This window comes from Streptomyces sp. NPDC051738, assembly GCF_044453205.1.
GTDB lineage: Bacteria > Actinomycetota > Actinomycetes > Streptomycetales > Streptomycetaceae > Streptomyces.
This window is the reverse complement of the sequence record NZ_JBITCM010000011.1, coordinates 117,626-142,147: the sequence shown is the minus strand read 5'-3', so window position 1 is coordinate 142,147 and position 24,522 is coordinate 117,626. Positions and strand designations below refer to the sequence as shown.

The 24,522-nt window shown below is 71.9% G+C and carries 18 protein-coding genes and 3 pseudogenes; 9 read left to right on the top strand and 12 right to left on the bottom strand.

From position 1 onward, the window contains the following. The first annotated feature begins 4 nt into the window (after positions 1–4). Together hypD and hypE are read left to right on the top strand one after the other, a co-directional pair. Positions 5–1,108 (top strand): hydrogenase formation protein HypD, encoded by a 1,104-nt coding sequence (gene hypD / locus ACIA8X_RS25755; protein ID WP_393443595.1) that lies wholly within the window; start codon positions 5–7, stop codon positions 1,106–1,108. Then, the gene (gene hypE, locus ACIA8X_RS25750) at positions 1,105–2,139 is read left to right on the top strand and encodes a hydrogenase expression/formation protein HypE (protein WP_393443597.1); all 1,035 of its coding nucleotides are present in this window, start codon (positions 1,105–1,107) and stop codon (positions 2,137–2,139) included. Before hypD ends, hypE begins: the two co-directional genes overlap by 4 nt. 382 nt (positions 2,140–2,521) lie before the next feature. Here hypE and ACIA8X_RS25745 read toward each other — a convergent pair. The 5 genes and pseudogenes from ACIA8X_RS25745 to ACIA8X_RS25725 form a co-directional block, all read right to left on the bottom strand. Next, a pseudogene (locus tag ACIA8X_RS25745) lies at positions 2,522–2,701 on the bottom strand (glyoxalase/bleomycin resistance/dioxygenase family protein); the annotation flags it as partial. Positions 2,702–2,758: 57 nt separating this feature from the next. Beyond that, positions 2,759–3,259, bottom strand: a complete 501-nt coding sequence (locus ACIA8X_RS25740; protein WP_393443599.1) for a flavodoxin domain-containing protein — start codon at positions 3,257–3,259, stop codon at positions 2,759–2,761. 24 nt (positions 3,260–3,283) lie between these two features. Then, positions 3,284–4,015, bottom strand: a complete 732-nt coding sequence (locus ACIA8X_RS25735; RefSeq protein WP_393443601.1) for a CBS domain-containing protein — start codon at positions 4,013–4,015, stop codon at positions 3,284–3,286. Between the two features lie 12 nt (positions 4,016–4,027). After that, on the bottom strand, positions 4,028–6,724 hold the full coding sequence (locus ACIA8X_RS25730; RefSeq protein WP_399459190.1) for a GNAT family N-acetyltransferase: 2,697 nt from the start codon (positions 6,722–6,724) through the stop codon (positions 4,028–4,030). Positions 6,725–6,841: 117 nt separating this feature from the next. Next, positions 6,842–9,223 (bottom strand): phosphoketolase, encoded by a 2,382-nt coding sequence (locus ACIA8X_RS25725; RefSeq protein ID WP_393443605.1) that lies wholly within the window; start codon positions 9,221–9,223, stop codon positions 6,842–6,844. Here ACIA8X_RS25725 and ACIA8X_RS25720 point away from each other — a divergent pair. Beyond that, a pseudogene (locus ACIA8X_RS25720) lies at positions 9,222–9,565 on the top strand (polyphosphate kinase 2); the annotation flags it as partial. The gene ACIA8X_RS25725 and the pseudogene ACIA8X_RS25720 sit on opposite strands and share 2 nt — an antisense overlap. A gap of 49 nt (positions 9,566–9,614) precedes the next feature. Here ACIA8X_RS25720 and ACIA8X_RS25715 read toward each other — a convergent pair. The 4 genes from ACIA8X_RS25715 to ACIA8X_RS25700 form a co-directional block, all read right to left on the bottom strand. Further along, positions 9,615–10,487, bottom strand: coding sequence for a universal stress protein (locus tag ACIA8X_RS25715; protein ID WP_393443607.1), 873 nt, complete (start codon positions 10,485–10,487; stop codon positions 9,615–9,617). A 5-nt stretch (positions 10,488–10,492) separates the two neighbouring features. Continuing rightward, positions 10,493–11,521 (bottom strand): zinc-dependent alcohol dehydrogenase, encoded by a 1,029-nt coding sequence (locus ACIA8X_RS25710; RefSeq protein ID WP_393443609.1) that lies wholly within the window; start codon positions 11,519–11,521, stop codon positions 10,493–10,495. A gap of 25 nt (positions 11,522–11,546) precedes the next feature. Next, positions 11,547–12,452, bottom strand: a complete 906-nt coding sequence (locus tag ACIA8X_RS25705; RefSeq protein WP_399459189.1) for a universal stress protein — start codon at positions 12,450–12,452, stop codon at positions 11,547–11,549. Between the two features lie 110 nt (positions 12,453–12,562). Further along, a complete protein-coding gene (locus ACIA8X_RS25700) occupies positions 12,563–13,171 on the bottom strand; it encodes a hypothetical protein (protein ID WP_393443613.1) in 609 nt (202 codons plus the stop codon). A 208-nt stretch (positions 13,172–13,379) separates the two neighbouring features. On the opposite strand from ACIA8X_RS25700, the gene ACIA8X_RS25695 reads away from it, so the two are divergent. Further along, positions 13,380–15,113 carry a SulP family inorganic anion transporter gene (locus ACIA8X_RS25695; RefSeq protein ID WP_399459188.1) on the top strand — a complete coding sequence of 578 codons (1,734 nt, stop codon included), beginning with the start codon at positions 13,380–13,382 and terminating at the stop codon, positions 15,111–15,113. 7 nt (positions 15,114–15,120) lie between these two features. Here the strand turns inward: ACIA8X_RS25695 and ACIA8X_RS25690 are convergent, their stop codons facing one another. Then, entirely contained in the window at positions 15,121–16,044 is a 924-nt protein-coding gene (locus ACIA8X_RS25690) for a carbamate kinase (RefSeq protein ID WP_399459187.1), read from the bottom strand. A gap of 220 nt (positions 16,045–16,264) precedes the next feature. Between ACIA8X_RS25690 and ACIA8X_RS25685 the strand changes: the two genes are divergently transcribed. From ACIA8X_RS25685 to ACIA8X_RS25670, 4 genes and pseudogenes are all read left to right on the top strand, one after another. After that, positions 16,265–16,729, top strand: coding sequence for a cyclic nucleotide-binding domain-containing protein (locus ACIA8X_RS25685; protein WP_393443619.1), 465 nt, complete (start codon positions 16,265–16,267; stop codon positions 16,727–16,729). 52 nt (positions 16,730–16,781) lie between these two features. After that, positions 16,782–17,459 carry a CBS domain-containing protein gene (locus ACIA8X_RS25680; protein WP_393443621.1) on the top strand — a complete coding sequence of 226 codons (678 nt, stop codon included), beginning with the start codon at positions 16,782–16,784 and terminating at the stop codon, positions 17,457–17,459. 145 nt (positions 17,460–17,604) lie between these two features. Further along, positions 17,605–18,309, top strand: a complete 705-nt coding sequence (locus ACIA8X_RS25675) for a response regulator (protein WP_393443623.1) — start codon at positions 17,605–17,607, stop codon at positions 18,307–18,309. A gap of 315 nt (positions 18,310–18,624) precedes the next feature. Continuing rightward, positions 18,625–19,700 (top strand): annotated as a pseudogene (locus tag ACIA8X_RS25670) (Acg family FMN-binding oxidoreductase). Here the strand turns inward: ACIA8X_RS25670 and ACIA8X_RS25665 are convergent. Then, complete coding sequence (locus ACIA8X_RS25665) at positions 19,641–22,394, bottom strand: cation-translocating P-type ATPase (RefSeq protein WP_399459186.1); 2,754 nt, start codon at positions 22,392–22,394, stop codon at positions 19,641–19,643. The pseudogene ACIA8X_RS25670 and the gene ACIA8X_RS25665 overlap by 60 nt on opposite strands. 2 nt (positions 22,395–22,396) lie before the next feature. Next, entirely contained in the window at positions 22,397–23,275 is an 879-nt protein-coding gene (locus ACIA8X_RS25660) for a universal stress protein (protein ID WP_399459185.1), read from the bottom strand. Positions 23,276–23,628: 353 nt separating this feature from the next. Here ACIA8X_RS25660 and ACIA8X_RS25655 point away from each other — a divergent pair, with 353 nt between their 5' ends. After that, entirely contained in the window at positions 23,629–24,495 is an 867-nt protein-coding gene (locus ACIA8X_RS25655) for a universal stress protein (protein WP_399459184.1), read from the top strand. Positions 24,496–24,522 lie beyond the last annotated feature (27 nt).

Sequence of the window (24,522 nt, the reverse complement as noted above, 5' to 3'; positions counted from 1 at the left end):
AGCGATGAAGTACCTCGACGAGTACCGCGATCCCGTCCTCGCCCGGCGCCTGCTGGACGAGCTGCGGCAGACCGTCACGCATCCCTGGCGGATCATGGAGGTGTGCGGCGGCCAGACCCACACCCTCGTCCGCCAGGGCATCGACGAGCTGCTGCCGGCCGGGATGCGGATGATCCACGGCCCGGGCTGCCCAGTCTGTGTGACCCCGCTGGAGACCCTGGACAGGGCCATGGCCGTCGCGGCCCGGCCCGGTGTGATCCTCACCAGCTTCGGCGACATGCTGCGGGTACCCGGCACGGACACCGACCTGCTGTCGCTGCGGGCGCGGGGAGCGGACGTAAGGGTGGTCTACGCCCCGATGGATGCCGTACGCCTGGCCGCCGAACACCCCGATAAGGAGGTCGTCTTCCTCGCGGTCGGCTTCGAGACGACCGCGCCGGCCAACGCGACGGCCGTGCTGCACGCGGCCCGCCTCGGGCTGACGAACTTCTCGATGCTCGTCAGCCACGTCCTCGTGCCGCCCGCGATGACCGCGCTGCTGGAGGACCCGGACTGCGAGGTGCAGGCCTTCCTGGCGGCGGGGCATGTGTGTGCGGTGATGGGCTGGCGGGAGTACGAGCCGATCGCCACGGAGTACCGGGTGCCGATCGTGGTGACCGGGTTCGAGCCGCTGGACCTGCTGGAGGGCATCCTCATGGCCGTACGGCAGCTGGAGGCGGGTCGGCACGACGTGGAGAACCAGTACGTACGGGCCGTGCGGCGCTCCGGCAACACCGAGGCGCAGGAGGCGGTGCGTGAGGTGTTCCGGGTCACCGACCGGGCCTGGCGGGGCATCGGGGCGCTGCCTGACAGCGGGCTGGAACTGGCCGAGAAATACCGGCACTTCGATGCCGCCCGGCGATTCGACGTGGGCGGCCTGTGTCCCGTCGAGGACGCCGAGTGCATCGCCGGCGCCATCCTCACCGGGGCCAAGCTGCCCACCGACTGCGCCGCGTACGGCACTCGCTGCACGCCCCGCCATCCCCTCGGCGCGCCGATGGTGTCGTCCGAGGGCACATGTGCCGCCTTCCACGCGGCCGGACGCACGCCTGTGAGGAGAACGGCATGACCCTCCAATGCCCCACGCCGCACGATGAGGGCGAGGTCGTCCTGCTGGGCCACGGTGCCGGTGGTCGCCTCACTTCGGAACTCCTCGACCGGCTGATCCTGCCCGCCCTCGACGGCGACTCGGGTCCCATGGAGGACGCGGCACTGCTGCCCGGCTACCGGGAACTGGTGATCAGCACCGACAGTTTCGTCGTCAGCCCGCTGTTCTTCCTCGGCGGCGACATCGGGTCCCTCGCTGTCCACGGCACGGTCAACGACCTCGCCATGCGGGGTGCGTGGCCGGTCGCGCTGTCCGTCTCCCTCATCATCGAGGAAGGGCTGCCGCTGACCGAACTCCGGGCGGTTATGGCCTCGTTGGGGAAGGCGGCTCAGGACGCGGGCGCGCCGGTGGTCACCGGTGACACCAAGGTCGTGGGACGTGGTGCCGCCGACAGACTGTTCATCAACACCACCGGCATCGGACAGCGGCACGGCTCGCTGCATCCGTCCGCGGCGCTGGCCCGACCCGGTGACGCGGTTGTGCTGTCCGGGCCGATCGGGCTGCACGGCACGACCGTGCTGAGCACCCGTGAAAACCTCGGCTTCGAGGGCGACATCGCCTCCGACACCCGGCCGCTGCACCGCCTGGTGCGCACCCTGGTGCCGCTCGGCGCCGACGTCCACGTCCTGCGCGACCCGACGCGCGGCGGACTCGCCGCCTCCCTCAACGAGATCGCGCGTGACTCGTCGGTCGCCGTCGAGATCGAGGAGAGCGCGGTGCCGGTGCCCGAGCCGGTTGCCTCGGCCTGCGATCTGCTCGGGCTGGACCCGCTGGTCGTCGCCAACGAGGGCTGTCTCGTCGCCTTCGTCGCCGCCGACGCGGCTGAGGCCGTGCTCAGCGCGATGCGGTCGGTGGGCGAGGGCGCAGGAGCGGTACGGATCGGCGAGGTGCTGCCGGACGGGCCGGCGGGGCGGGTGACGCTGCGCACGCTGGTGGGCGCCCGGCGGATCGTGGACATGCCGCTCGGGGAGCAGCTCCCGAGGATCTGCTGAGAGAGGTGGCGGCCATGGCCACGCCGGCCAGCAGCCATGCTGCGGTGGGGCAGCGAGGTTGGGCGCGTAGGCGATGGCCAGCACCGCGACGACGCCAAGGATGGAGCCGGGGGTCATCTTCGTGCGGGGGCCTCGGCGCTCGAGGGTGCGGCCGACGGGGATGCCGGTGGGGGCGGAGACTAGGAGGGCGCCGGAGAAGGCGGTGGAGGTGGCGGTCGTCGACCAGCCGGTGGCGGCCGTGATGCGGGTGTTCAGGACCGGGAAGGCGTAGTGGACGATTCCCCAGCTGGTGATCTGGGTGGCGGGCAGGGCGGCGCGAGGCCGTGACCGGTCTCCCGTTCCGGTCGCGGCCTCGCTGGTGTGGAGGTTGGTCATCCGCGGATCAGCAGCAGCCGCCCGCGACGGCCGGTGCCTTCGAGATGGTGTCGGCCTCGGCCGGGCGGGCGCAACAGGTCCCGCCCTGCTGCTTGGCCAGCGTGTCGGCGTCGGCCTTGACGACGTACGCCTCCCAGGGTTCCTGGCCGGGACAGTGGACCCAGACCTTGTCCTGGAGGGCGTGGCAAGTCCCACGTGCGGCCCGGCCGTGCCGCTCGGGAACGTTCCTGACCCGCGGAGCTTGCTAGCCCTTGGTGACCAACTCGTCGGCGACTGTCCGCGCCCAGTCCTCGATCTGGGCGAAGTCCCGGAAGTCGCCGCCCTTTCCGTTCTTGACGATCATCCGGGCGACCCACCCCTTGGCGCCCTCCTGCAGGCAGCCACCGAAGGTGACGTGCCCGTTCACGTCGAACCGGGTCATGGCCCGCTTCAGGCCGGGCACCGGCGGGATGTCCCGCTCCGATGCGGAGGGGTCGAGCGGGCCGCTGCTGAACAACCACAGCGGGCGATCTGCCAAATCCCGGCGGTGCCGACGGAGGAACCGGCGGGCGTCCTTGTGCCAGCGTCCGGCGTACAGCCCGCCGCCGACCACGACGGCGTCATACGGCTCCACGCGTGCGACGGAGCCGGCCGGCAGCGCCTCGGCGGTGAGGCCCTCCTTGCGCAGGACCTCGGCGACGGCCTCGGCGATCTGCGCGGTCGATCCGTTCGTCGTCCCATAGGCGACCAGCACCTTGGTGGTCATGTTGCTCCGCCTCCTTTCACGACTTCACAGCTTGCGCAGCCAGTCGTCGGCGATGCCGTGCAGCGCCTGCTCGTCGGGCCGGACGTGCGAGTCGTCCAGCCGGTGGCTGAGCTTGTCGACGACCGCGACCACGCCGTCGATCTGACGGGTCATGGAGACGGCGATCTCCGTCTCGCTCTTGCGCTCCATCTGGCCCAGCAGCGTGACCACGCCCTCCGTCACGGAGACGGCGATGCTGCGCGGCGGCAGCCACAGGGCCCGTACCAGCACCTCGTCGACGACCTCGGCGCGGATGTCCGCGTCGGGCCGCAGGAAGACCTGGAGCAGATCGCGGCGGGTGACGATGCCGACGAGCCGGTGCTCCTCGTCCAGGACGGGCAGCCGTTCGATGTGGTGCTGCGCCATCGTCCGGGCGGCCTCGACGATGGTGTCGTCGGCGTGGACCGTGATGGGCGGCTCGCTCATCAGCCGACCGGCGGTGCGGGCCCGGGCCTTCGCGGCCCGCGTCCGGCCGGCGCGGGTCAGCCGGTCGAAGCGGAAGCGCTTCTTCGGCTCGTACGGGTCGGGCGTCTCCGCCTGACGGACCAGCAGGTCCGTCTCGGAGATGACGCCGACGACCTTCTCGTCGTCGTCGACCACGGGCAGTCCGCTGATGCGGTGGTCGCCGAGCAGCCTGGCCACTTCCTTGAACGGGGTGCCGTACTCGGCGCGGACGACCTCCGTGGTCATCACGGAGCCGACCTTGTTGTGCTTCATGGTTGTCCCTCCTCAGCGGAGCCGGCGCAGATACGGATCCTGGGGCCGGCGCGGCAGCAGGCGTACGCGCGCATCGAGGACGGTGACTCCGCCCGGTGACGCGAGAACGGGGTTGAAATCGGCCTCGGCCAGCTGCGGCAGGTCACTCGCCATGCGGGACAGCCGGAGGAGCAGGTTTTCGAGGCCCTTGAGGTCGACTTGTCGGGCACCGTTCGCGCCGAGCAGGAGCGGGGCGCAGCGCGGGGCCGTGATCAGGTCGTGGACGTCGTGGTCGGTGAGCGGGGCGAGCCGTGCGGCGTGGTCGGCGAGGACCTCGGTCGCGGTGCCGCCGAGCCCGAACAGGACGAGAGGGCCGAAGACCTGGTCCTGGACGACGCCGGCGAACAGCTCGGTGCCGCGGTCGGCGAGGGGCTGGATGACCACGCCCTCCAGCAGACCGGCGAACCGCGTCTCCAAGTCACGGAAGGCGGCGCGGACTTGGTGGTCCCCCCGGAGGTCGAGGTGGACGGCGTGCTCGGCGGTCTTGTGCACCAGTCCCGGCCAGTGGCCCTTCATCACGACCCGGCCGTCGGCGCCGCGCAGCCGGTCGGCGGTGAGAACGGCGTCGTCTTCGGTGCCGGCCCAGCCCCAGGCCAGCTGGGGAATGCCGTAACAGCCGAGGAGTTCGGCGCATTCGCGCGGGTCGAGCCAGCCGCCGTCGGGATGCCGGCCGAGGTAGGCCTCGACGACGGCGTGGGCGCGCTGCGTCTCGACGCCGTCGAGGTCGGGGACCGTCCCGGCGGGCCGGGCCAGCCAGGCGGCGCGGCGGGCCGCGTGGGCCAGCGCCCGGGCCGCCGCCTGAGGTTCGGCGTAGGAGGGGACGGTGCCGACTTCGGTGGCGGGCAGGAGCTCGACGGGCAGGCCTTGTTCGAGTCGTACCGCGACGATCGGCTTGGGGCGCCGTCCGGGGGCGGCGTGGGTGAGGGCCCGGACCAGGTCGTCGCCGGTCGCCGCGGCGACCGCCGTGGGGACGAGGGCCACGAGGACGGCGTCGACGGCGCCGTTCCGCATGATCCGGTCCACGCAGTCGCCGAGCTGCTGCTCCGTGACCGCGGCGGTGGCGTCGACGGGGTTGCCGGCGGCGGCGCCCGCGGGCAACGCGTCGAGCAGATCGTCGATCAGCTCCGACCCGGGCGCCGGGAGCTCCAGCCCGACCTCGGCGCAAGCGTCGGCGGCGAGGACCCCCGCTCCCCCGGCGTTGGTGACGATGGCCACGCGCGGTCCTGCGGGCAGCGGCTGGGAGTGCATCAGGGCGGCGGCTTCGAGGAGTTCGCCGACCGAGCGGGTGGCGGTGATGCCGGCCTGGGTGAACAGAGCCCCGCGGGTCATGGTGCGGGTGGCGGCCGCCGCCGTGTGGGAGGCGGCGGCGCGGCGGCCCGCCTCGGTACGGCCGGCGTCGACGGTCAGGACCGGCATGCGGCGGGTCACCCGGCGGGCCGTACGGGAGAACGCGCGCGGGCTGCCGAACGACTCCAGGTGCAGCAGGGCGAGGTCGGTGCGGCCGTCGCTCTCCCACCACTGAAGCATGTCGTTGCCACTGACGTCGTACTTGTCACCGAGGGAGACGAAGGAGGAGACCCCGATGCCCAGGCGGGACATGCCATCGAGCAGGGCGATGCCCACTCCGCCGGACTGCACGGCGACACCCGCGGTACCGGGGCGCGGGTGGCCGGCGGCAAAGGTGGCGTTCAGGCGCAGCTTCGGGTCGGTGTTGGAGATGCCCAGGCAGTTGGGACCGACGAGGCGCATGTCGTGCGAGCGGCATGCCGCCAGCAGGGCCCGGGCCTGGTCCGCGTCCAACCCGGCGGTGACGACGAGGATTGCCCGTACGCCCGCCTTCCCGCACTCCTCGGCGGTGGCCGGGATCGCGGCGGCCGGTACGGCGAGCACCACGAGGTCGGGGGTCCTGGGCAGGGCGCTGACCGACGGATGGCACGGCACCCCGAGGATCGAGCTCGCCGCGGGGTTGACCGCGAACAGACGGCCTGTGTAGCCGCCCGAGTGGAGCTGGTGCAGGATCGCCCGGCCCACCGACCCTGGCTTGCGTCCAGCGCCGACGACGGCGACGACCTTCGGCCGCAGCAACGGTTCCAGGCTGGCGACGTCGGCGGCGCGGCCGCGTTCCTCCACGGCCGTCAGATAGGTGTCGCTCTGGTCGAGGGCGATGGTGCAGCGCACCTCGGGGCCCTCGAAGCGGCGGGCGGTGCGCAGGCCAAGGTCGGCGAAGAGCTTCAGCACCTCGTGGTTCTCGCTGAGCGCGTCCGCCGTGAAGCCGGTGATGCCCTCGGCACGGGCGGCGGAGACGAGGTGCTCGACCAGGAGGGTGCCGACGCCTCGATGGTGCAGTCCGTCGGCGACCGCGATGGAGATCTCCGCGGTGTCCCCGGCCCCGCCGCTGTCGTACTCGGCGAGGCCGATCACCCGGCCGCCCGTCTCGGCCAGCAGCGACCGGTATCCGGGGTGCTGCTCGGCGCAGGCCCGGTCGGCGGCCGTCGCGGCGGAGCGGCGGCTCACGGCGAAGAACCGCAGCCGCAGGGTCTCCGGGGACATCTCCTCGTACAGGCCCTGCACCTGGTCGTGGTCGTCCCGCCGCACGGGACGGATGCACACGGTGGTGCCGTCCGCGAGCAGGGCGTGGACCGTGGGCCGGCTGAGCGTGTCGTCCGTCATCGCGGATCTCCTTCGAGTCTTCTCGTCACTACGAGCGTCCAGCGAAACGGGCGGCGGCCCCATGGGCTGTCCGGGCGGTGCAGGTGGGCCGGTCGGCCCTCAAAGCAAGGCCGTGTATCAGGCGTTCCAGGCCCACTCCGCGATCTCCGGCAGATCGGTGCCGTGCTCGCGGATCCAGGCATGGTGGCGGGTGCGGGCGTCGGCCATCTGCTGCCGGACGGCAGCGGCGCGGACAGCGAGTCCGGGGACGCGGTCGATGACGTCCATGACCAGGCGGTAGCGGTCCAGGTCGTTGCGGACGACCATGTCGAAGGGCGTGGTCGTGGTGCCCGACTCCTTGTAGCCGCGAACATGCAGGTTCGGGTGGCCGGTGCGCCGGTAGGCGAGCCTGTGGATCAGCCAGGGATAGCCGTGGTAGGCGAAGATCACGGGCTTGTCCGTGGTGAACAGGCCGTCGTACTCGAAGTCGGTCATGCCGTGCGGGTGCTCCTTGCGGGGCATCAGTCGGGTCATGTCGACGACGTTGACCACGCGCACAGCGAGGTCGGGCAGGTGGCCCCGCAGCAGCTGGGCGGCGGCCAGGACCTCCTGGGTGGGTACGTCGCCGGCGCAGGCGAGCACGACGTCCGGTTCACCGCCGTTCTCCGTGCCGGCCCAGTCCCAGATACCGGCTCCGCGAGCGCAGTGGGCGCGGGCGGCGTCCATGGACAGCCAGTCGAAGCAGGGCTGCTTGCCGGCGACGATCACATTCACGTAGTCGCGGCTGCGCAGCGCATGATCGGCGACCGACAGGAGGGTGTTGGCATCCGGCGGCAGGTAGACCCGGACGACCTCGGGGCTCTTGTTGAGGACGTGGTCGACGAAGCCGGGGTCCTGGTGGGAGAAGCCGTTGTGGTCCTGCCGCCAGACGTGCGAGGTGAGCAGGTAGTTGAGGGAGGCGATGGGGGCCCGCCAGGGCAGTTCCCTGGACGTTTTGAGCCACTTGATGTGCTGGTTGACCATCGAGTCGACGATGTGCACGAACGCCTCGTAGCAGGAGAACACTCCGTGCCGTCCGGTGAGCAGATAGCCCTCCAGCCAGCCCTGGCAGGTGTGCTCGGAGAGGATCTCCATGACCCGGCCGTGCCGGTCGAGGTGTTCGTCGACCGGGAGGGTCTGTGCCTGCCAGGCCTTGCCGCTGGCGTCGAAGATGGCCTGGAGCCGGTTGGAGGCGGTCTCGTCCGGACCGACGACTCGGAAGTCACGGCGGGCCGAGGTGTCCTTCATGATCTGTTCCAGGAGGTCTCCGAGGATCCGGGTCGGCTCGTGCAGAGTCGTACCCGGCTTGTCGACCGGTACGGCGAAAGAGTCCAGGGAGCGGATGGGCAGGTCACGGACGAGGAGGCCGCCGTTGGCGTGCGCGGTGGCGCCCAGGCGCCTGGCACCGTCGGGGACGCAGGCGAGTACGTCGGGGACGGGGCGGCCGTCCGGATGGAACAGCTCCTCGGGCCGGTACGAGCGCAGCCACGCCTCCAGCTGGCGCAGATGCTCGGGGTTTTCGCGTACGCCGGCGAGCGGGACCTGGTGAGCGCGCCAGGTGCCCTCGACCGGCACACCGTCGACTTCGGCGGGGCCGGTCCAGCCCTTCGGCGTCCGCAGGACGATCACGGGCCAGTGAACACGCTCGCCGACGTCCTCCTCGCGGGCGGTGCGCTGGAGCAGTGCGATGCGGTCGAGCGCATCGTCCAAGGCACGGGCCATGGCACGGTGGACAGTGGCCGGGTCGTCGCCGGTCACGTGGATGGGTTCGTGGCCGTATCCGCGCAGGAGGGCGTCGAGTTCCTGCTCCGGCAGACGGGCCAGCACCGTCGGGTTGGCGATCTTGTAGCCGTTGAGGTGCAGGATCGGCAGAACGGCGCCGTCGTGCACCGGGTCGAGGAACTTGTTGGAGTGCCAGGAGGCGGCCAGCGGCCCGGTCTCAGCCTCGCCGTCGCCGATCACACAGGCGACCACCAGGCCGGGGTTGTCGAAGGCGGCACCGTACGCGTGCGAGAGGGCGTAGCCGAGCTCACCGCCCTCGTGGATCGACCCTGGCGTCTCCGGCGCCACATGGCTCGGCACGCCGCCGGGGAAGGAGAACTGCCGGAACAGCAGCCCCATACCGGCCCCGTCCCGGCCGACGTCCGGATAGGTCTCGCTGTACGACCCCTCAAGCCAGGAGTTGGCGAGCACCGACGGGCCGCCATGGCCCGGGCCCCACACGCACAGCGCGTCCAGGCCACGCGCCTTGATCACCCGGTTGAGATGGGTGTACACGAGGTTCAGCCCCGGCGAGGTGCCCCAGTGCCCGAGCAGCCGCGGCTTGATGTGCTCGGCCCTCAGCGGCTCGTGCAGCAGCGGGTTGGCCAGCAGATAGATCTGTCCGGCGGCCAGATAGTTGGCGGCCCGCCAGTGGGCGTCCAGCGTTCGCAACTCGTCGTCGGTCAGTACGGTGCTGTCCTGGTGTTCGAACTCGGGCATGGGTGACTCCGTAGGTCATCGAGTACGCGGGCGACGGGCGGTGGGAGGCGGTGCGGCCGGCAACAAGGCGAGGAAACTGCCGCGCAAGACGTACGAGAAGGAACTGCTGCGTGCCTGCAGATGGAGTTGGCGAAAGTGCAGGAGCGGGGACGCGGGGCGGGCGCCCACGTCGTCGTCATCCTCAAGGGGCGGGACGCGGCCGGCAGGGGCGGCACCGTCAAACGGATCACCGAACACCTCAACCCGAGGGTGGCACGGATCGCGGCCCTGCCCAAGCCGAGCGAACGCGAGCGCACCCAGTGGTACTTCCCGCGGTACATCGAGCACGTCATGGGCCTTGGCGCCAAGGAGGAGCACCACCCGTTCCTTTGTTCCTTGCCGGGCACGGCGCTCACACCGGCTGCGGTACGACGGCGACCGGGCAGGCGGAGTGGTGCAGTGCCGCGTGGGCGACGCGGCCGAGCTGGAGCCCGAGGTGGCCGGTGCGGCGCTTGGCGCCGACGATCAGGAGGTCGGCACCGTGCGAGGCGTCCACCAGCACGCGGCGGGCGTGGCCCTCGACGGCACGGCGGTGCAGCTCCAGGTCCGGCGGGGCGTCCCGCAGAGCGTCGGCGAGGGTCTCCTCGGCGTGCTGCTCGTGCAGCCGGGCGGGTGCGTCGGCGAGCAAAGGGTGGTCGGTGGTCTCGTGCGCGGGACAGCGCCAGGCTCGTACGGCCTCCAGGGGGACCCCGCGGCGCCGGGCCTCCTCATAGGCGAAACGCACGGCCGACGAGGCCTCGGCATCCTCGCCCACGCCCACCACGACACGTCCGTGAACCGGGGGCGTGGCCTGGTTGTCGTGGCTGCCGCGCAGCACGATCACCGGGCAGTGGGCGTGCGCGGCCACAGTGAGGCTGACGGAACCGAGCAGCGCCTCGGCGAGGCCGGTGCGGCCGCGGGTGCCGACGACCAGCGCGGACGCGTTCCGGCTCTCGCACACCAGGGCGTACTCGGGCTGCTCGAACACCACGTCGGAGGTCACCTTCAGCTCCGGGTGCCGAGCTTGCGCCCGCTGGGCGGCGGCCTCGACGACCTCCTGGGGCATGACCTGTGCGCTGGGCTTGCCGATGTCCCTGGCGAGTGAGGCGCCCTCGTAGCGCTCCCACAGGCAGGCGTACACGACATGGAGCGGGATCCCACGCAGCACGGCCTCGTCGGACGCCCAGTCCGTGGCGCGCAGGCTGGGCTCGGAGCCGTCGACTCCGACGACCAGAGGCAGGTCCATCGCCGTCACCGCCCCGCGCCGAGGTCGAAGTCGAAGACGATGCGGGCTTTGACCTGACCGCGCAGCACGTCCTCGATGGACTCGTTGACGGAGGCCAGCGGACGGGTCTCGCAGATGACCCTGGTGCGGCCGGCCGCGTGGAGCTGGAGGACCTCGGTGAGGTCTTGTCGGGTGCCGACGATGGAGCCGATGACCGAGGTGCCGTTGAGAACGGTGTCGAAGATCGGGACCTGGACGGTGCCGTGCGCCGGGAGGGCGACCATGACGAGCTTGCCGCCGCGCCGCAGGCCGGAGTTGACGGCGGCGAACGCGTCCTCGTTCACGGCGAGGGCGACGGCCGCGTGGGCGCCGCCGTACCGCTTGAGGACCTCGCCGACGTCGTGCTTGCGGGCGTCGATGGTGAGATCGGCGCCGAGTTCCGCGGCGAGTTGGAGCTTCTCGTCGGTGACGTCGATCGCGGCGACGGTGGCCCCGGCGATCTTCGCGTACTGCACGGCCAGGTGACCGAGCCCGCCGACACCGGAGATCGCGACCAGCTGCGTGGGCCGCACGTCGGCGACCTTGAGCGCCTTGTACGTGGTCACGCCGGCGCAGGTCAGCGGTGCGGCGTCCACGGCGCCGACGCCCTGCGGGACGGGCTGCGCGAAGTCGGCCCAGGCGAGCATCTTCTCGGCGTAGCCGCCGTCACAGCCGTAGCCGGTGTTGATCTGGTGCTCGCACAGCGTCTCCCAGCCGGAGAGGCAGTGCTCGCACCGCCCGCAGGCCTTGCCGAGCCAGGGCACGGCAACCCTCTGGCCGACGCTCAGGTGGGTGACGCCGTCGCCCAGCTTCTCGACCAGGCCGACTCCCTCGTGACCGGGCACGAACGGCGGGTTCGGCTTGACCGGCCAGTCGCCGTGGGCGGCATGGATGTCGGTGTGGCACAGCCCGGAGGCCTCGACGCGGATGCGGACCTGGCCGGGGCCGGGCTCGGGGTCGGGGCGGTCCTCGATGACCAGAGGTTCGCCGAAGGCTCGGACGACCGCTGCCTTCATGGGGTCAACTCCTCAGGGATGGTGGTCAGTTGTGGGCGACGACCGCCACGGGGGCCGCGGCGTGGTGCAGGACAGCGTGGGTGACGGGGCCGATGTGGGCTCCGAGCGGGCTGCGGCGGATGCGGCGGCCGACGACGACCAAGGAGGCCTCGTGGGAGGCGTCCACCAGCCGGATGCCGGGGCTGCCGGACGGGGTCTCCTCGGTGACCTCGACGTTCGGGTACTTCTGGCGCCAGGGCCGCAGCACTTCCGCCAGAACGGCGGCCTGCTGCCGGCCGATCTCGTCGTGCAGCTGGAGATCGGCGGAAAGGCCGTAGACGTAGTACGGGGGCAGGTTCCAGCCGTGGATCGCCCGCAGGCCGGTCTCGCGGTGGGCGGCCGCCTCGAAGGCGAACTCGATCACCGAGTCGTCGGGGTTCGCCGCGTCGAGGCCGAGGACGACGGGCCGGTAGGGCGTGGCGGCCGACGGGATGCCCGCCGGGTCCGGCTCGTGCTCGTCGGCGGCCTGCTCCCCGGCACGGACCAGGACGACGGGTCGCTTCAGGTGCGCCACGACGGAGAGGCCGACGGAGCCGACCATGAATCCGCCGAACCCGCTGAGCCCACGCGAGCCGAGAACCAGCAGTTCCGCGTCCGCGGCGGCCTTGACCAGGGTGTCGGCCGATCCGCCGACCAACTGCTCGGTGGTCACCTCGACGCCGGGGTGGCGCACCCTGATCCCCTCGGCGGCCTCGCGCGGAATGCGCTCGCTCCAGTGCTGCTGGGTCTCGGCGCCGAGCAGCGGGGCCTGGGCCATGGGTTCCGGGACGGGCTCCCAGACATGGACGATCTTCAACAGCAGGCCGCGCAGCTTCGCCTCGCGGGCCGCCCACTCGGCCGCGGCCCGGCTCTCGGACGAGCCGTCGAGACCTGCGACAACGGTGCGGACCATGGTTCTGCCTCCTGATCGGGGATCTGTCACCAGCGTCGGACTTGAGGAGTTGCTGCGTCAGGGGCCGCTGGTCCCCGGTCGGGACCAACCGGCCCAACGGGCCCTGGGGTTCACCGCAGCCAGGGGTTGCGGCTGACGATCGGCAGCCGGGCCCACGCCCTGCCGAGTCCCCAGACCGCGCCGGCCCCCACGGCCGCGAGCGCGATCAGGACAACGGCGTACACGACGTGGTACTCGGCGAACGGGTTGGTGGACATGCTGGGCGAACCGTCGGACAGGTGCTTGGCCGGCGGCCACTCGGCGATCCACATCAGCGCCATCATCAACGTGCCCGCGACGGCGGCCAGCCGCAGCCCGATGCCCAGGATCAGCGCCACACCGATGCCGAGCAGGCCGAGCATGAACAGCCAGTCCGCCCAGGCGTCCCCGGCCCAGTCGTGGAGGGTCGATTCCATCGGACCCGCCGCCACGCCGCTCAGGAAGCCCTTGGTGGGCGAGCCGCCGTCGATCCAGCCCTTGCCGGACTGGGTGGCGTAGCCGAACCCGAAGGTCTTGTCCAGGAACGCCCACAGGAAGATGAACCCGGTCAGCAGCCGCAGCCCGGCAAAGACGTATGCGCTCGTCGCGGTGGTGTCGGCCGCCGCCTCGGCCGTCCGGGTCCTGCGCGAGGTCGGTAGACGGAATCCCAGGTGCCGGTGCGGTTGATCGTGAACTGCCATGATCTTCATCCCCCTCGGGACGGATTCGTTGTTGACGGCGTCCACTCTCGTGGCGCGGACATGCCGTGGCCTGGTGCCGAAAGTCGGCGTCCGTGGGGCTGAACGGCCCCTTCCTCGGGTCCTGTCGGGCTACCGAACCTTGACGCCGGACCACCGGTCGGGGTGGTCGCGACCGATCCTGGAAACAGCCGGCGAAAGGAACCACCCCATGTCCCACGGCTCGGGCGGGCACGCCTCGGGGTCGCACCGCCTGATGCCCGTGATCCACCGACTGGCCCCCGGGGCCTTTGTCCTCACCGGCTACCGCCGCTCCTGGCTGCGCGGCGATCTGCTCGCCGGTGTGACCGTGGCCGCGTATCTCGTGCCGCAGGTGATGGCGTACGCCGGCGTGGCCGGGCTGCCGCCGGTCTCCGGACTGTGGGCGATCCTGCCCGCACTCGGCCTGTACGCGGTGTTGGGCTCGTCCCGGCTGCTGTCGGTCGGCCCCGAGTCGACGACCGCGCTGATGACGGCGACCGTGGTCGCCCCGCTGGCCGCCGCGGACTCCGACCGTTACGCCACCCTGGCCGCCACCCTCGCGGTGACGGTCGGCCTGCTGTGCCTGGCGGCTCGGCTGCTGCGCCTGGGCGTCGTCGCCGACCTCCTGTCCCGCCCGGTCCTGATCGGCTATCTGGCGGGCGTGGCCCTGATCATGATCGTGGACCAGCTGCCCCAGCTGACCGGTGTCGAAACGGAGGGGTCGGGCTTCTTCCCTCAACTTTGGTCATTCGTGCGGAACTTGGACCACGCACATCTGGAGACGGTGATCTTCTCCGCCGTCATCGTCACATTCCTGTTCACCTCGGCGTGGCTGTTGCGCATTGTGCCGGGCCCCCTGCTGGCGGTGGTACTGGGCACGGGGGCCGTGGCCGCCTTCGATCTCGACGAGAGGTACGGCGTCGAGGTCATCGGCGAGGTCCCGGCCGGACTGCCTTCCCTCGCCGCACCCGACCTGACCGAGCTGCCACATCTGCTACTGCCCGCAATGGGCGTTCTCCTCGTCGCCTATACGGACTTCATCCTCACCGCGCGCGCCTTCGCCGGCCGCCACGAGGACGGTGGGCGCCTCGACGCCGACCAGGAGTTCCTGGCCCTGGGCGCGGCCAACCTCGGCGCCGGCTGGCTGCAGGGCTTCCCCGTGAGCAGCAGCGCCAGCCGCACCGCGCTCGCTTCCTCGGCGGGCGCCCGCAGTCAGGTGTACTCCCTGGTGGCAGGCGTGGCGGTGCTCGCCGTGCTGCTGTTCCTCAGCCCACTGCTGGCCCGCACGCCGTCTGCGGTACTTGGCGCCCTCGTCGTGTACGCGGCGGTGCGCATGATGGACCTCGCGGGCTTCGCCCGGCTGGCTGCCTTCCGGCGGCGGGAACTGCTGCTGGCGGTCGGCTGCCTGGTCGGCGTGCTCGCCCTGGATCTGCTCTACGGCGTCCTGGTCGCCGTCGGGCTGTCCGTGGCCGAGCTGCTGAGCCGGGTGGCCCGGCCGCACGACGCCGTCGAGGGGCTGGTCCCCGGCGTGGCGGGCATGCACGACGTGGACGACTATCCGCAGGCGCGCACCGTCCCCGGACTGCTCGTCTACCGCTACGACTCCCCGCTGTTCTTCGCCAACGCCGAGGACTTCCATCGCCGTGCCCTGGCCGCCGTCGACGAACAGACCGGCCCCGTCCGCTGGTTCGTCCTCAACACCGAGGCGAACGTAGAGGTGGACATCACAGCCCTGGACGCGGTCGACGAACTGCGCCGCGAACTGACCCGTCGCGGGATCGTCTTCGCCCTGGCCCGGGTGAAGCAGGATCTCCTGGACGATCTGGAGGCGTACGGGCTCGCGGACTCGGTGGGCAGGGGGCGGATCTACCCGACGTTGCCGACGGCCGTGGCGGCGTACCGGACGTGGTGTCGGGAGCGCTGACCGGGAGTCAGGCGATCAGCAGATCGGGCCGCACGAGGGTTCCGGAGCGCCCGTGCACGATCTCGTACGCCGCGTCCAGCGCGCCGATGGCGGCCAGCCGGCCGGTGTTCTCGACGAACCGGGCGGCGGCCTCGGCCTTGGGCCCCATCGACTCCTCCGGGTAGTGGGCGCCGCGCAGTTCGGTGGGCGTGACGTCCAGGACGGGCCGCTGGTCGCGGGTGCCGTATTCGGCGTAGATGTTCGGGACATTGGTGAGGACCAGCAGGAAGTCGGCCTTCACGTCCTCGGCCAGCCGGGCGGCGCCAAGGTCCTTGTCGACGACAGCGTCCACTCCGCGCAGCGCGCCGGTGGCCCAGTCGGCAACGACGGGGACGCCTCCCCCGCCGGCACACACCACCACAGCCCCCGTCTCCAGCAGCACCCGGACGGTATCGGCCTCCAGAATCCGCTCGGGCGAGGGCGCGGGGACCACGCGCCGCCAGCCGTGCCGGTCCTCTGCCATGTGCCAGCCGTACTTCGCCACCAGGAACCGGGCCGGCTTCTCCGGGTAGAGGGGTCCGACCAGCTCTGTGGGGTGTTCGAAGGCGGGGTCGTCGACGCGTACCCGGGTGTGCGTGACGAGCGTGACGACCCTGCGTCCGGGCAGCACGTCGTGCAGGGTACGCATGAGGAGGGTGCCGATCATGCCCTGGGTCTGCGCGCCGAGCAGATCCAGTGGGTAAGGGGCGGTGAGGGCCGCGTCGGCCGTGCTCTGGGCGGCGAGGAGGTCGAGCTGCGGTGCGTTGCCGTATGTGACGACGAGTTCGTGGTCGTGGGCGAGGGCGGCGATCGCGGTGGCGACGCGGACGATGTTGGTCCGCTGGACGTCCGCGTCGGGGCGCTCACCGCGGTGCAGCAGGGCGTTGCCGCCGAGGGCGACGACGATGCGCATGGTTTCCGCCTCTCCCCTCGCCTCGGCGTCGAGTCCGCGCCGAGTGGCTCTCCCTTTCTCCATCATCGAACGCCGGACCGCCCGGCCGCACAGGGTGCTGAAGGGCTTCCGCAGGCCGCCGGGTGGCCCGGTCCTGGGGGCCGGGTGGCCCATGGTTCCGGCGGTCGCGCGTGCTCACACTGGAGGTGGTAGCTCCATACGCCCGACCTGGAGGCACCCCATGAACGCACCATCAACGATGAGCATGCCTCGGGCGCTGCCTGTCGAGCACCGGGATCGGCTGCTGCGGATCGCCCGGGAGGTGTCGTTCCCGCAAGGCGCCCGGCTCTTCGAGGAGGGTGGACACGCCGACCGGTTCTGGATCATCCGGACCGGCACGGTCGACCTCGACATGCGCGTGCCCGGCCGCCGTGCCGCCGTCATCGAGTCGCTCGGCCACAACGAACTCCTCGGCTGGTCCTGGCTGTACCCGCCGCATGTCTGGCACCTGGGCGCGGAGGCGTCCTCGCCGCTGCGGGCGTACGAGTTCGACGCCACCGCCGTACGCGCGATGTGCCAGGGCGACCCCGAGTTCGGCCGGAGCATCGCCCGGTGGGTCGGCGAGGTCGTCGCCCACCGGCTGCAGGCGGCCCGTGTCCGGCTGCTGGACCTGTACGGCCCGCACGGCAGCGGGAGCCCGAGCTGACCGAGCCCGGCACCGTGCGTACCCACCCGATCGAGGAGTCAGAGGAGTCATCGTGCCCGGATCCCCGCACATCGTGTGTGACGTGATGACCCGTGACGTCGCCGCTGTCGGCCGCGACGCCGCCTTCAAGGACATCGTGCTGACCATGCAGGACCGCAAGGTCAGTGCCCTGCCTGTGGTCGACGACGGGGGACGGGTCCTCGGAGTCGTCTCCGAGGCCGACCTGCTGCCCAAGGAGGAGTTCCGCGACAGCGACCCCGACCGCTACACGCAGTTGCGCCGGTTGTCCGACCTGGAGAAGGCCGGTTCAGTCACCGCGGGCGAGCTGATGACCTCCCCTGCCCTCACCGTCACCACCGACTCGACGCTCGCGCAGGCCGCACGGACCATGGCACGGGCCAGGGTCAAGCGCCTGCCGGTCGTGAACGCGGCGGGGCGGCTGGAGGGCATCGTCAGCCGGGCCGATCTGCTCAAGGTGTTCCTGCGGGGCGACGAGGAGATCGCGGAGGAGGTCCGGCGGGAGGTCGTGGCCCACCTCTTCACGGCGCCGGCATCGACCGTGCGGGTCGAGGTCCGGGACGGGGTCGTACGGCTGGGCGGCCGGGTCAGGGACACCTCGCTTTTGCCGGTGGCGGCGCGGCTGGTGCGGGCTGTGGAGGGAGTCGTGGACGTGGAGTTCGACCTGACGGGCGGGGCACTTCAGCGGCCTGAGGATCGATCTGCCCTCTGATCGGACCGTCCCGAAGAGGCCGGTCACAGCGCGCCACAGGTACGACTGGGGCCGGTCGGCCCTAGTGCCTTCAGCTCGGGTACGTGATGATCGTCATCACGAACGGCCCGCAGTCCGTCACACACCCGGGGAACAAGGGGTCGACATGACCGAGGCACGCACCTTCACCGCGAAGGACCCGATCCGCGTCTTCCTGCTGGACGACCACGAGGTGGTCCGGCGCGGGCTGTCCGATCTGCTGGACGCCGAGCCGGACATCTCCGTCGTCGGGGACGCCGAGAACGTCGAGCACGCGCTGGTCCGGGCCCCGGCGGTGCGGCCGCACGTGGCCGTCCTGGACGTGCGTCTCCCGGACGGCGACGGCATCTCCGTCTGCCGAGAGCTGCGCAGCCGGATGCCGGAGCTGGCCGTGCTGATGCTGACCTCCTTCGACGACGAGGACGCCCTGCTCGACGCGATCATGGCCGGAGCGTCCGGTTATGTGCTCAAGCAGATCAGAGGCTCGGACCTGGTGTCGGCGGTGCGTACCGTCGCCTCCGGTCAGTCGATGCTCGATCCCGCGACGACGGCCCGGCTGATGCGCTCTCTGCGCGCGGAACCCGCCGAGGCACCCGCAGAACCGCCGGAGCTCGCGGGGTTGTCCCCGCGCGAGAGGGACATCCTCGCGCTGATCGGCGACGGCCTCACCAACCGCGAGATCGGCAAGCGACTGTACCTGTCGGAGAAGACCGTCAAGAACCACATCTCCCGGCTGCTGGCCAAGCTGGGCGTCCAGCGGCGCGTGCAGGCCGCGGTGCTCGCCACGCATCTGGAGCAGCCCGAGTCGACGGGTGAGCGTCCGGCGCGCTGACGTCCCTCCAGCCTGCGGGCAGTCGCGCCGCTGGAGGGGTACCGCCCCGCGCTAGGTGTGTTGGGCCGGCACTTTGGTGACAGGCGACACCCCGGAGCGCCCGGTTGCGTGACCCGAAACGTCGCCGCCCGGTACGCCGTCGGCCGTCCACCGCGACAAACGGAACCGGCTGCGCCCGAATCCACGTTGGGCCTGCTGGCACACCATCGGGCCGTACGACCCATGCCCGGCCCTGCCCCGGGCGGGCCACCGTGGTGAGGGTCATCAAGCCGCCCGCCGCCCATTCGGCCCGGGACGGGGAGAAGTCCCGTCCCCATGCCCACTACGGTTCCCGACGGCCCGACCCTGGAGACGCTCGCCTCCGCCTCTGCGGCCGCGCCCTCGATCCACAACACCCAGCCCTGGCGGTTCCGGTTCGCCCCGGGACACAGGCACGCTGGAGGTCCGGGCGCTTACCGAGCGCGGCCTGCGCCACACCGACCCGACGGGGCGCGCGCTGCACGTCTCCCGTCGGCTGCGCTGCTCAATCTGCGGATCGCGGTGGCACAATTCGGCCGGGAGCCGGTGACCCGGCTGCTGCCTCGGCCGGATGAGCCCGGCCTACTGGCCACCGTACGGCTGGGCGGTCCCGCCCGATTCTCGGCGGCCCCGCGGCTCTACGACGTCCTGTGGCGCCGGCACAGCAGCCGACTACCCTTCTCCGAGCGCCCACTGCCCGGCGCGGTGCTGGCAGAGCTCGCCGAGGCGGCCCACACGGAGAGTGCCGTGCTCGGACGGCCCGAGCCCGGCACGGCTGACCGGTTGCTGCGGCTGACGCGGGAGTGCGAGCAGCGCACCAGGGCCGACCGGGAGCGGGCCGCTGAGAGCCGTCGCTGGGTCCGGGAGCCGGACCACACGGGGCTCGGGGTGCCGCCGACGGCCGTCGGGCCGCAGGAACCGGTTCTCGGCCGGAAGAGTTACGTAAACACACGCAAAACACTCAGAGGGGTTTACAACGGCACCGTAGGTGGCACTACCGCGAGCACATCCCGATGCGGGACTTCGGCGCCCACCGCCACGCGGCCGCCCTGACGGCCCGCCCCTTCGAGGCCCGACCGTGCCTCGTGGTGCTGACCACCGCACACGACCGGCGCGCCGACTGGCTGCGCGCCGGGCAGGCCCTGCAACGTGTCCTTCTGGTGGCCACCGTTCACGGCGTCCGGGCGTCGCTGCTGCACCAGGCGCTGGAGTGGCCCGACCTGCGCGAGCGGCTGGTGTCCGCGCCGTCCGACGACCGGTGGGCGCACGCGCAGATGGTGATCCGCCTGGGCTACGGCCCCGAGGGCCCGCTGTCACCGCGGCGTCCGGCGTCGCAGGTGCTGGAGAGCGGTCTGCGGCCGGTTCTGAGCTGAGCGAACCGTCTGCGCGAGCCACCGCACTCCGCGCACGCCCAACTCCACCAGCAGGACCGTGGATGCCGTGCCAAGGCACAGCGCCCACTGGCCCGCGTTGAGCGGCACCGTGCCGAACACCGTGCGTGCCCATGGCAGATGGACCGCGACGATCTGCACCGCCAGAACACCGGCCAGACACAGCCACAGGGTGCGGTTGCGGAACTGGTGGCGGCCGAGCAGGGGGCCGTCGTCGGCGCGGGCATTGAGGGAGTTGAACAGCTGGAACAGGACGAACGTAGTGAACGCCATGGTCAGCGCGGTGTCCGTGTCGACCTGTTCCCGGGCCAGGGCCAGCAGGACCACAGTGCCCAGGGCCATGACCGCGCCGGCCCGGGAGATGCCCAGCAGCCGACGGGCGTCCAGGATTCGCTCCGCCGGTGCCCGCGGCGGGCGGCGCATCACGTCGTCGCGAGCCGGATCGACGGCCAGCGCCATGGCGGGCGGGCCGTCCATGATGATGTTGACCCACAGGAGCTGCGCCGCGGTCAGCGGGGCGGGCAGGCCCGCCAGGGAGGCGCCCAGCAGGGTCAGGATGGCGCCCACATTGGTGGCCAGCTGGAAGCGGACGAACTTGACGATGTTGTCGTAGATCGCCCGTCCCTCGCGCACGGCCCGCACGATGGTGGAGAAGTCGTCGTCGGTGAGCACGACGTCGGCGGCCTCCTTGGCCACGTCCGTGCCGGTGCGCCCCATCGCCACACCGATGTGGGCGGCCCGCAGCGCCGCCGCGTCGTTCACGCCGTCGCCGGTCATGGCGACGATGTGGCCGCGGCTCGACAGGGCCCGCACGATCAGCACCTTGTGCTCCGGGGCGACCCGCGCGAACACGCCGACGTCGTCGATGCGCGCGGCGAGTTCGTCCTCCGTCATCCGGTCCAGCTCGGCACCGGTCACCACGTCGCGGTCGATGTCGAGCTCGCGGGCTATGGCCGTGGCGGTGTCGGCGTGGTCGCCGGTGATCATCTTCACCGCGACGCCCGCCGAGCGACACAGCGCTATCGCGTCCCGTGCCTGGGGGCGCGGCGGGTCGGCGATCCCGGCGACGGAGACCAGGGTGAGCCCGGGGAGCGCGGAGGGGTCCGGCGTGCCGTCCACCAGGGCGGTTGCGGCGCCCAGTACGCGCAGCCCCGAACCGCCCAACTGCGCGGTAACGGCCTCGATCTCGCCGCGCCGCCCGTCGTCGAGGTCGCGCACGCCCTCGTCGGTCCGTACGCCGGTGCACAGGCCCAGCAGGACGTCCACCGCGCCCTTGACGTGGACGCGGGTGCGGCCGTCGGGTTCGGCGTGGAACGTGGCCATGTACTTGGTGGCCGCGTCGAAGGGCAGCTCACCGATGCGCGGCAACTCGGCCCGCAGTCCGTCCGCATCGATACCGGCCTTCGCGGCCAGGACGACGAGCGCGGCCTCCGTGGGGTCGCCGACGAAGCCGTCACCGGTCAGGTGTGCGTCGTTGCAGAGGGCGAACGGGAGTACGGCGGAGAGGAGTTGGTCGGCGCGTGCCTCGCCGCCGCGGACGGCGCCCTGGGTGCCGTAGCCCTCGCCGGTCACTTCGTAGAGCCTTCCGGCGGTCCAAAGCGCCCGTACCGTCATCTCGTTGAGCGTCAGCGTGCCGGTCTTGTCGCTGCAGACGACCGTCGCCGAGCCGAGGGACTCCACCGAGGCCAGGCGTTTGACGATGGCGCCGCGCCGGGCCATGCGGTGCACGCCGAGCGCGAGCGTCAGGGCCAGGACGGCGGGCAGCCCTTCGGGGATCGCTGCGACGGCGAGGGCCACGGCCCGCAGGGCGATGTCCGCGAGTCCCTCGCCGCGGAGCAGGGAGACCAGCGCGTAGGCGACAACCGCGATGCCGCTGATCAGCGCGAGGCGGCGGCCGAGGCTGTCCAGCTGGATCTGGAGCGGGCTGGCCGGTTCGGCGCCGGTGCGCAGCGCCTCGGCGATCGCACCGAGTTCGGTGCGCATGCCGGTGGCCGTGACAATCATTTCGGCGCGGCCTCGGGTCACGGCTGTGTTCATGAACAGCATGCTGCTGCGGTCGGCGAGCGGCACCGGTCCGGTCGCGGTGGCCTCGACGGCCGCGGTGCTCTTGGCGACCGGCTGGGACTCGCCGGTGAGGGCCGCCTCCGCGACCTCCACCGACTCCGCGACGGTCAGCCGCCCGTCGGCGGGGACCCGGTCGCCTGCCTCCAGCAGGACGACGTCGCCGGGTACGAGGGTGTGGGCCTCGACCACCCGTTCCGCACCGTCGCGGCGGACGCGGGCGGTAGGCACGAGCATCCGGCGCAGCGCCTCCAGGCTGCGCTCGGCGCGGCGCTCCTGGAGGTAGCCGAGTACGGCGTTGATCTGAAGGACGACGGTGATTACCAGGGCGTCCTTGATGTCGCCGATGGCTCCGGCCACCACGGCGGCGATCAGCAGGATGCCGATCAGCCAGTTGCGGAACTGGTCCAGGAACTTGAGCCACTCGGGCCGGCGTTCCGGTTCGGCCAGCCGGTTCGGCCCGAAGGCCGTCGCGCGTTCGTCGGCCTCCCGTGTGCTCAGGCCGGTCGCCGGGTCGACACCGAGGCCGGCCGCCACCTGCGCGGGTGCGAGCTGATGGACGTCCGCCCCAGCGACGGGCCCGGAAGAGACCTCTGCCGCCATTCGCCCGTCCACGGTCACTCCTCACTCGTGCGGACGACGGCGACCGGGCAGTGCGCGTGGTGCAGCAGGGCCTGGCTGACCGAGCCCAGCAGCAGCCCGGTGAAACCGCCCCGGCCGCGTGCGCCCACCACGACAGGTCCGGCGTCGGTGCTCGCCTCGATGAGGGTGTGGCGGATCCGGCCGCGCACCAGCCTGCGGTGCACGGTGACGTCGGGGTACTTCTCCCCCAGCCCGCCCAGCGCCTCGGCGAGCACGCGCTGCTCCTCGTCGCGCAGCCGGTCCTCGTCATACGTCACGAAGGGCGGGTCGGACGGGGTGTCGTAGGCGCGCTCGGTCTGGGCGTTCCAGGCGTGCAGCGCGATCAGGTCCGTGCCGTGCAGGGCGGCCTGGGCGAAGGCGAACTCGACGGCCCCCCGGGCCGCGGGCGATCCGTCCACAGCGAGGAGGACCGGCCCTGCCGGGCTCGACCGGCCGCGCACCACCAGCACCGGGCAGGCGGCGTGAGCGGCCAGATGGCCTGCGGTGGAGCCGAGCAGCAGGGCACCGAATCGGCCCAGCCCGCGGCTGCCGACCACCGTAAGGGACGCGGTGCGCGACTCGATCTCCAGCACCATCACCGGTTCACCGACGACGACCTCGCGCATGATCTCGATCCCGGGTGCGGCCTGGTGGGCGCGCCGCTCGGCCTTGACGAGCGTGCCGTCGATCAGCTCGCGCAGTCCGGCGCCGCTCGGCTCCCAGGGCAGGCCGGGCAGCACGTGCGCAGCCGGCCAGCCGAAGGCATGCACCAGCCGCAGCCCCACCCCCCGCAGACCGGCCTCGCGCGCCGCGACCTCCACGGCCGTCAGACTCGACGGTGAGCCGTCAACCCCTACGACAACCGGGCCGTTCATCGCTCTCCCCTTTCCGGGCAGGATCCGCGGGTGCCGTTCGGCTTTCTCAGGGCAAGCCCCGCCGAAATCCGTACGGCCCTCCCCAGGCGGGTCCCCGCCGGGCTCCTCATGACGCGAAGAGGGCAGCACCAAGCAGCCGGGCACCGAGCCCGGCGACCTCGGCCGTGCGGCCTCTCCTCGCTGTTCTCCTCCCAGCCTCGCCCCTCCACCGGATCCCGCACAGGGCCGTACGGGCCCCGCTGGGCACCCCATCCGGCCCTCGCCATGCGGGCGCCGCGCGCGGACTCTGGAGGGGAGGGAGTACACGCGCGGCACTTCGGCATCCGGTGCCGCACCAACACCGGAGGTGCGTCATGACCGGACCTGTCGTCGTCGGACTCGACGGTTCACCCGCGAGCGTGACGGCCGCTTGGTGGGCCGCCCGCGAAGCGGCGGACCGGCATCTGCCCATCGTGTTGCTCCACTCGTGGACCACGCAGCCGCTGGACGTGCCCATCCGGCAGGAGGCGCATACCAAGCAGCGCTACGGCCGGGACGTTCTGCAGCGGACCGCGGCCGAACTGCTGCACCGTGACGGAGAGCTGAACCTGACCACCGAACTGATCTCCGTCCCTGCCTCGCAGGCCCTTCTGGAACGTGGCGCGAGCGCGTCGATGCTGGTGCTCGGCTCACGCGGGCACGGCTCCGTGGCGAGCTTCCTGCTCGGTTCCATCAGCCTGCACGTGCTGGGCCTGGCGCCCTGCCCGACCATCGCCGTCCGGGCGGGCGACCGCGCCGTCGAGGCGGGCTGGGACCACCCCGCGGCGGCGGACCGCGACGAGGTCGTCGTCGGGCTGGCGGAGTCCGGCACCGCTGCCGACCCGCTGCTTGAGTTCGCCTTCGCCATGGCCGCACCGCGCGGCAGGCGCGTGCGGGCAGTACGGGCACTGCCGCTGTCCTCCCTCGTCCCCTTCCAGGACGACGACGTCGAGGCCGAGGAGCGCGTGCGGCTGGCCGAGGTACTGGCGCCGTGGCGGGAGAAGTTCCCCGACGTCCCCGTCACCAAGCACGTCGCCACGGGCCACGCCACGCAGGTGCTGCTGACGGCCTCCGAGCGCGGCTCCCTCACAGTCGTCGGGCGCAGGCACCACGCGACGCACCTCACGTGGAAGCTCGGCCCCGTCGCCCACGCGGCGCTGCATCACGTGCCCTGCCCGGTCGCCGTCATTCCGCACGACTGAATCGACCACGATCACCGGGGCGAGGAC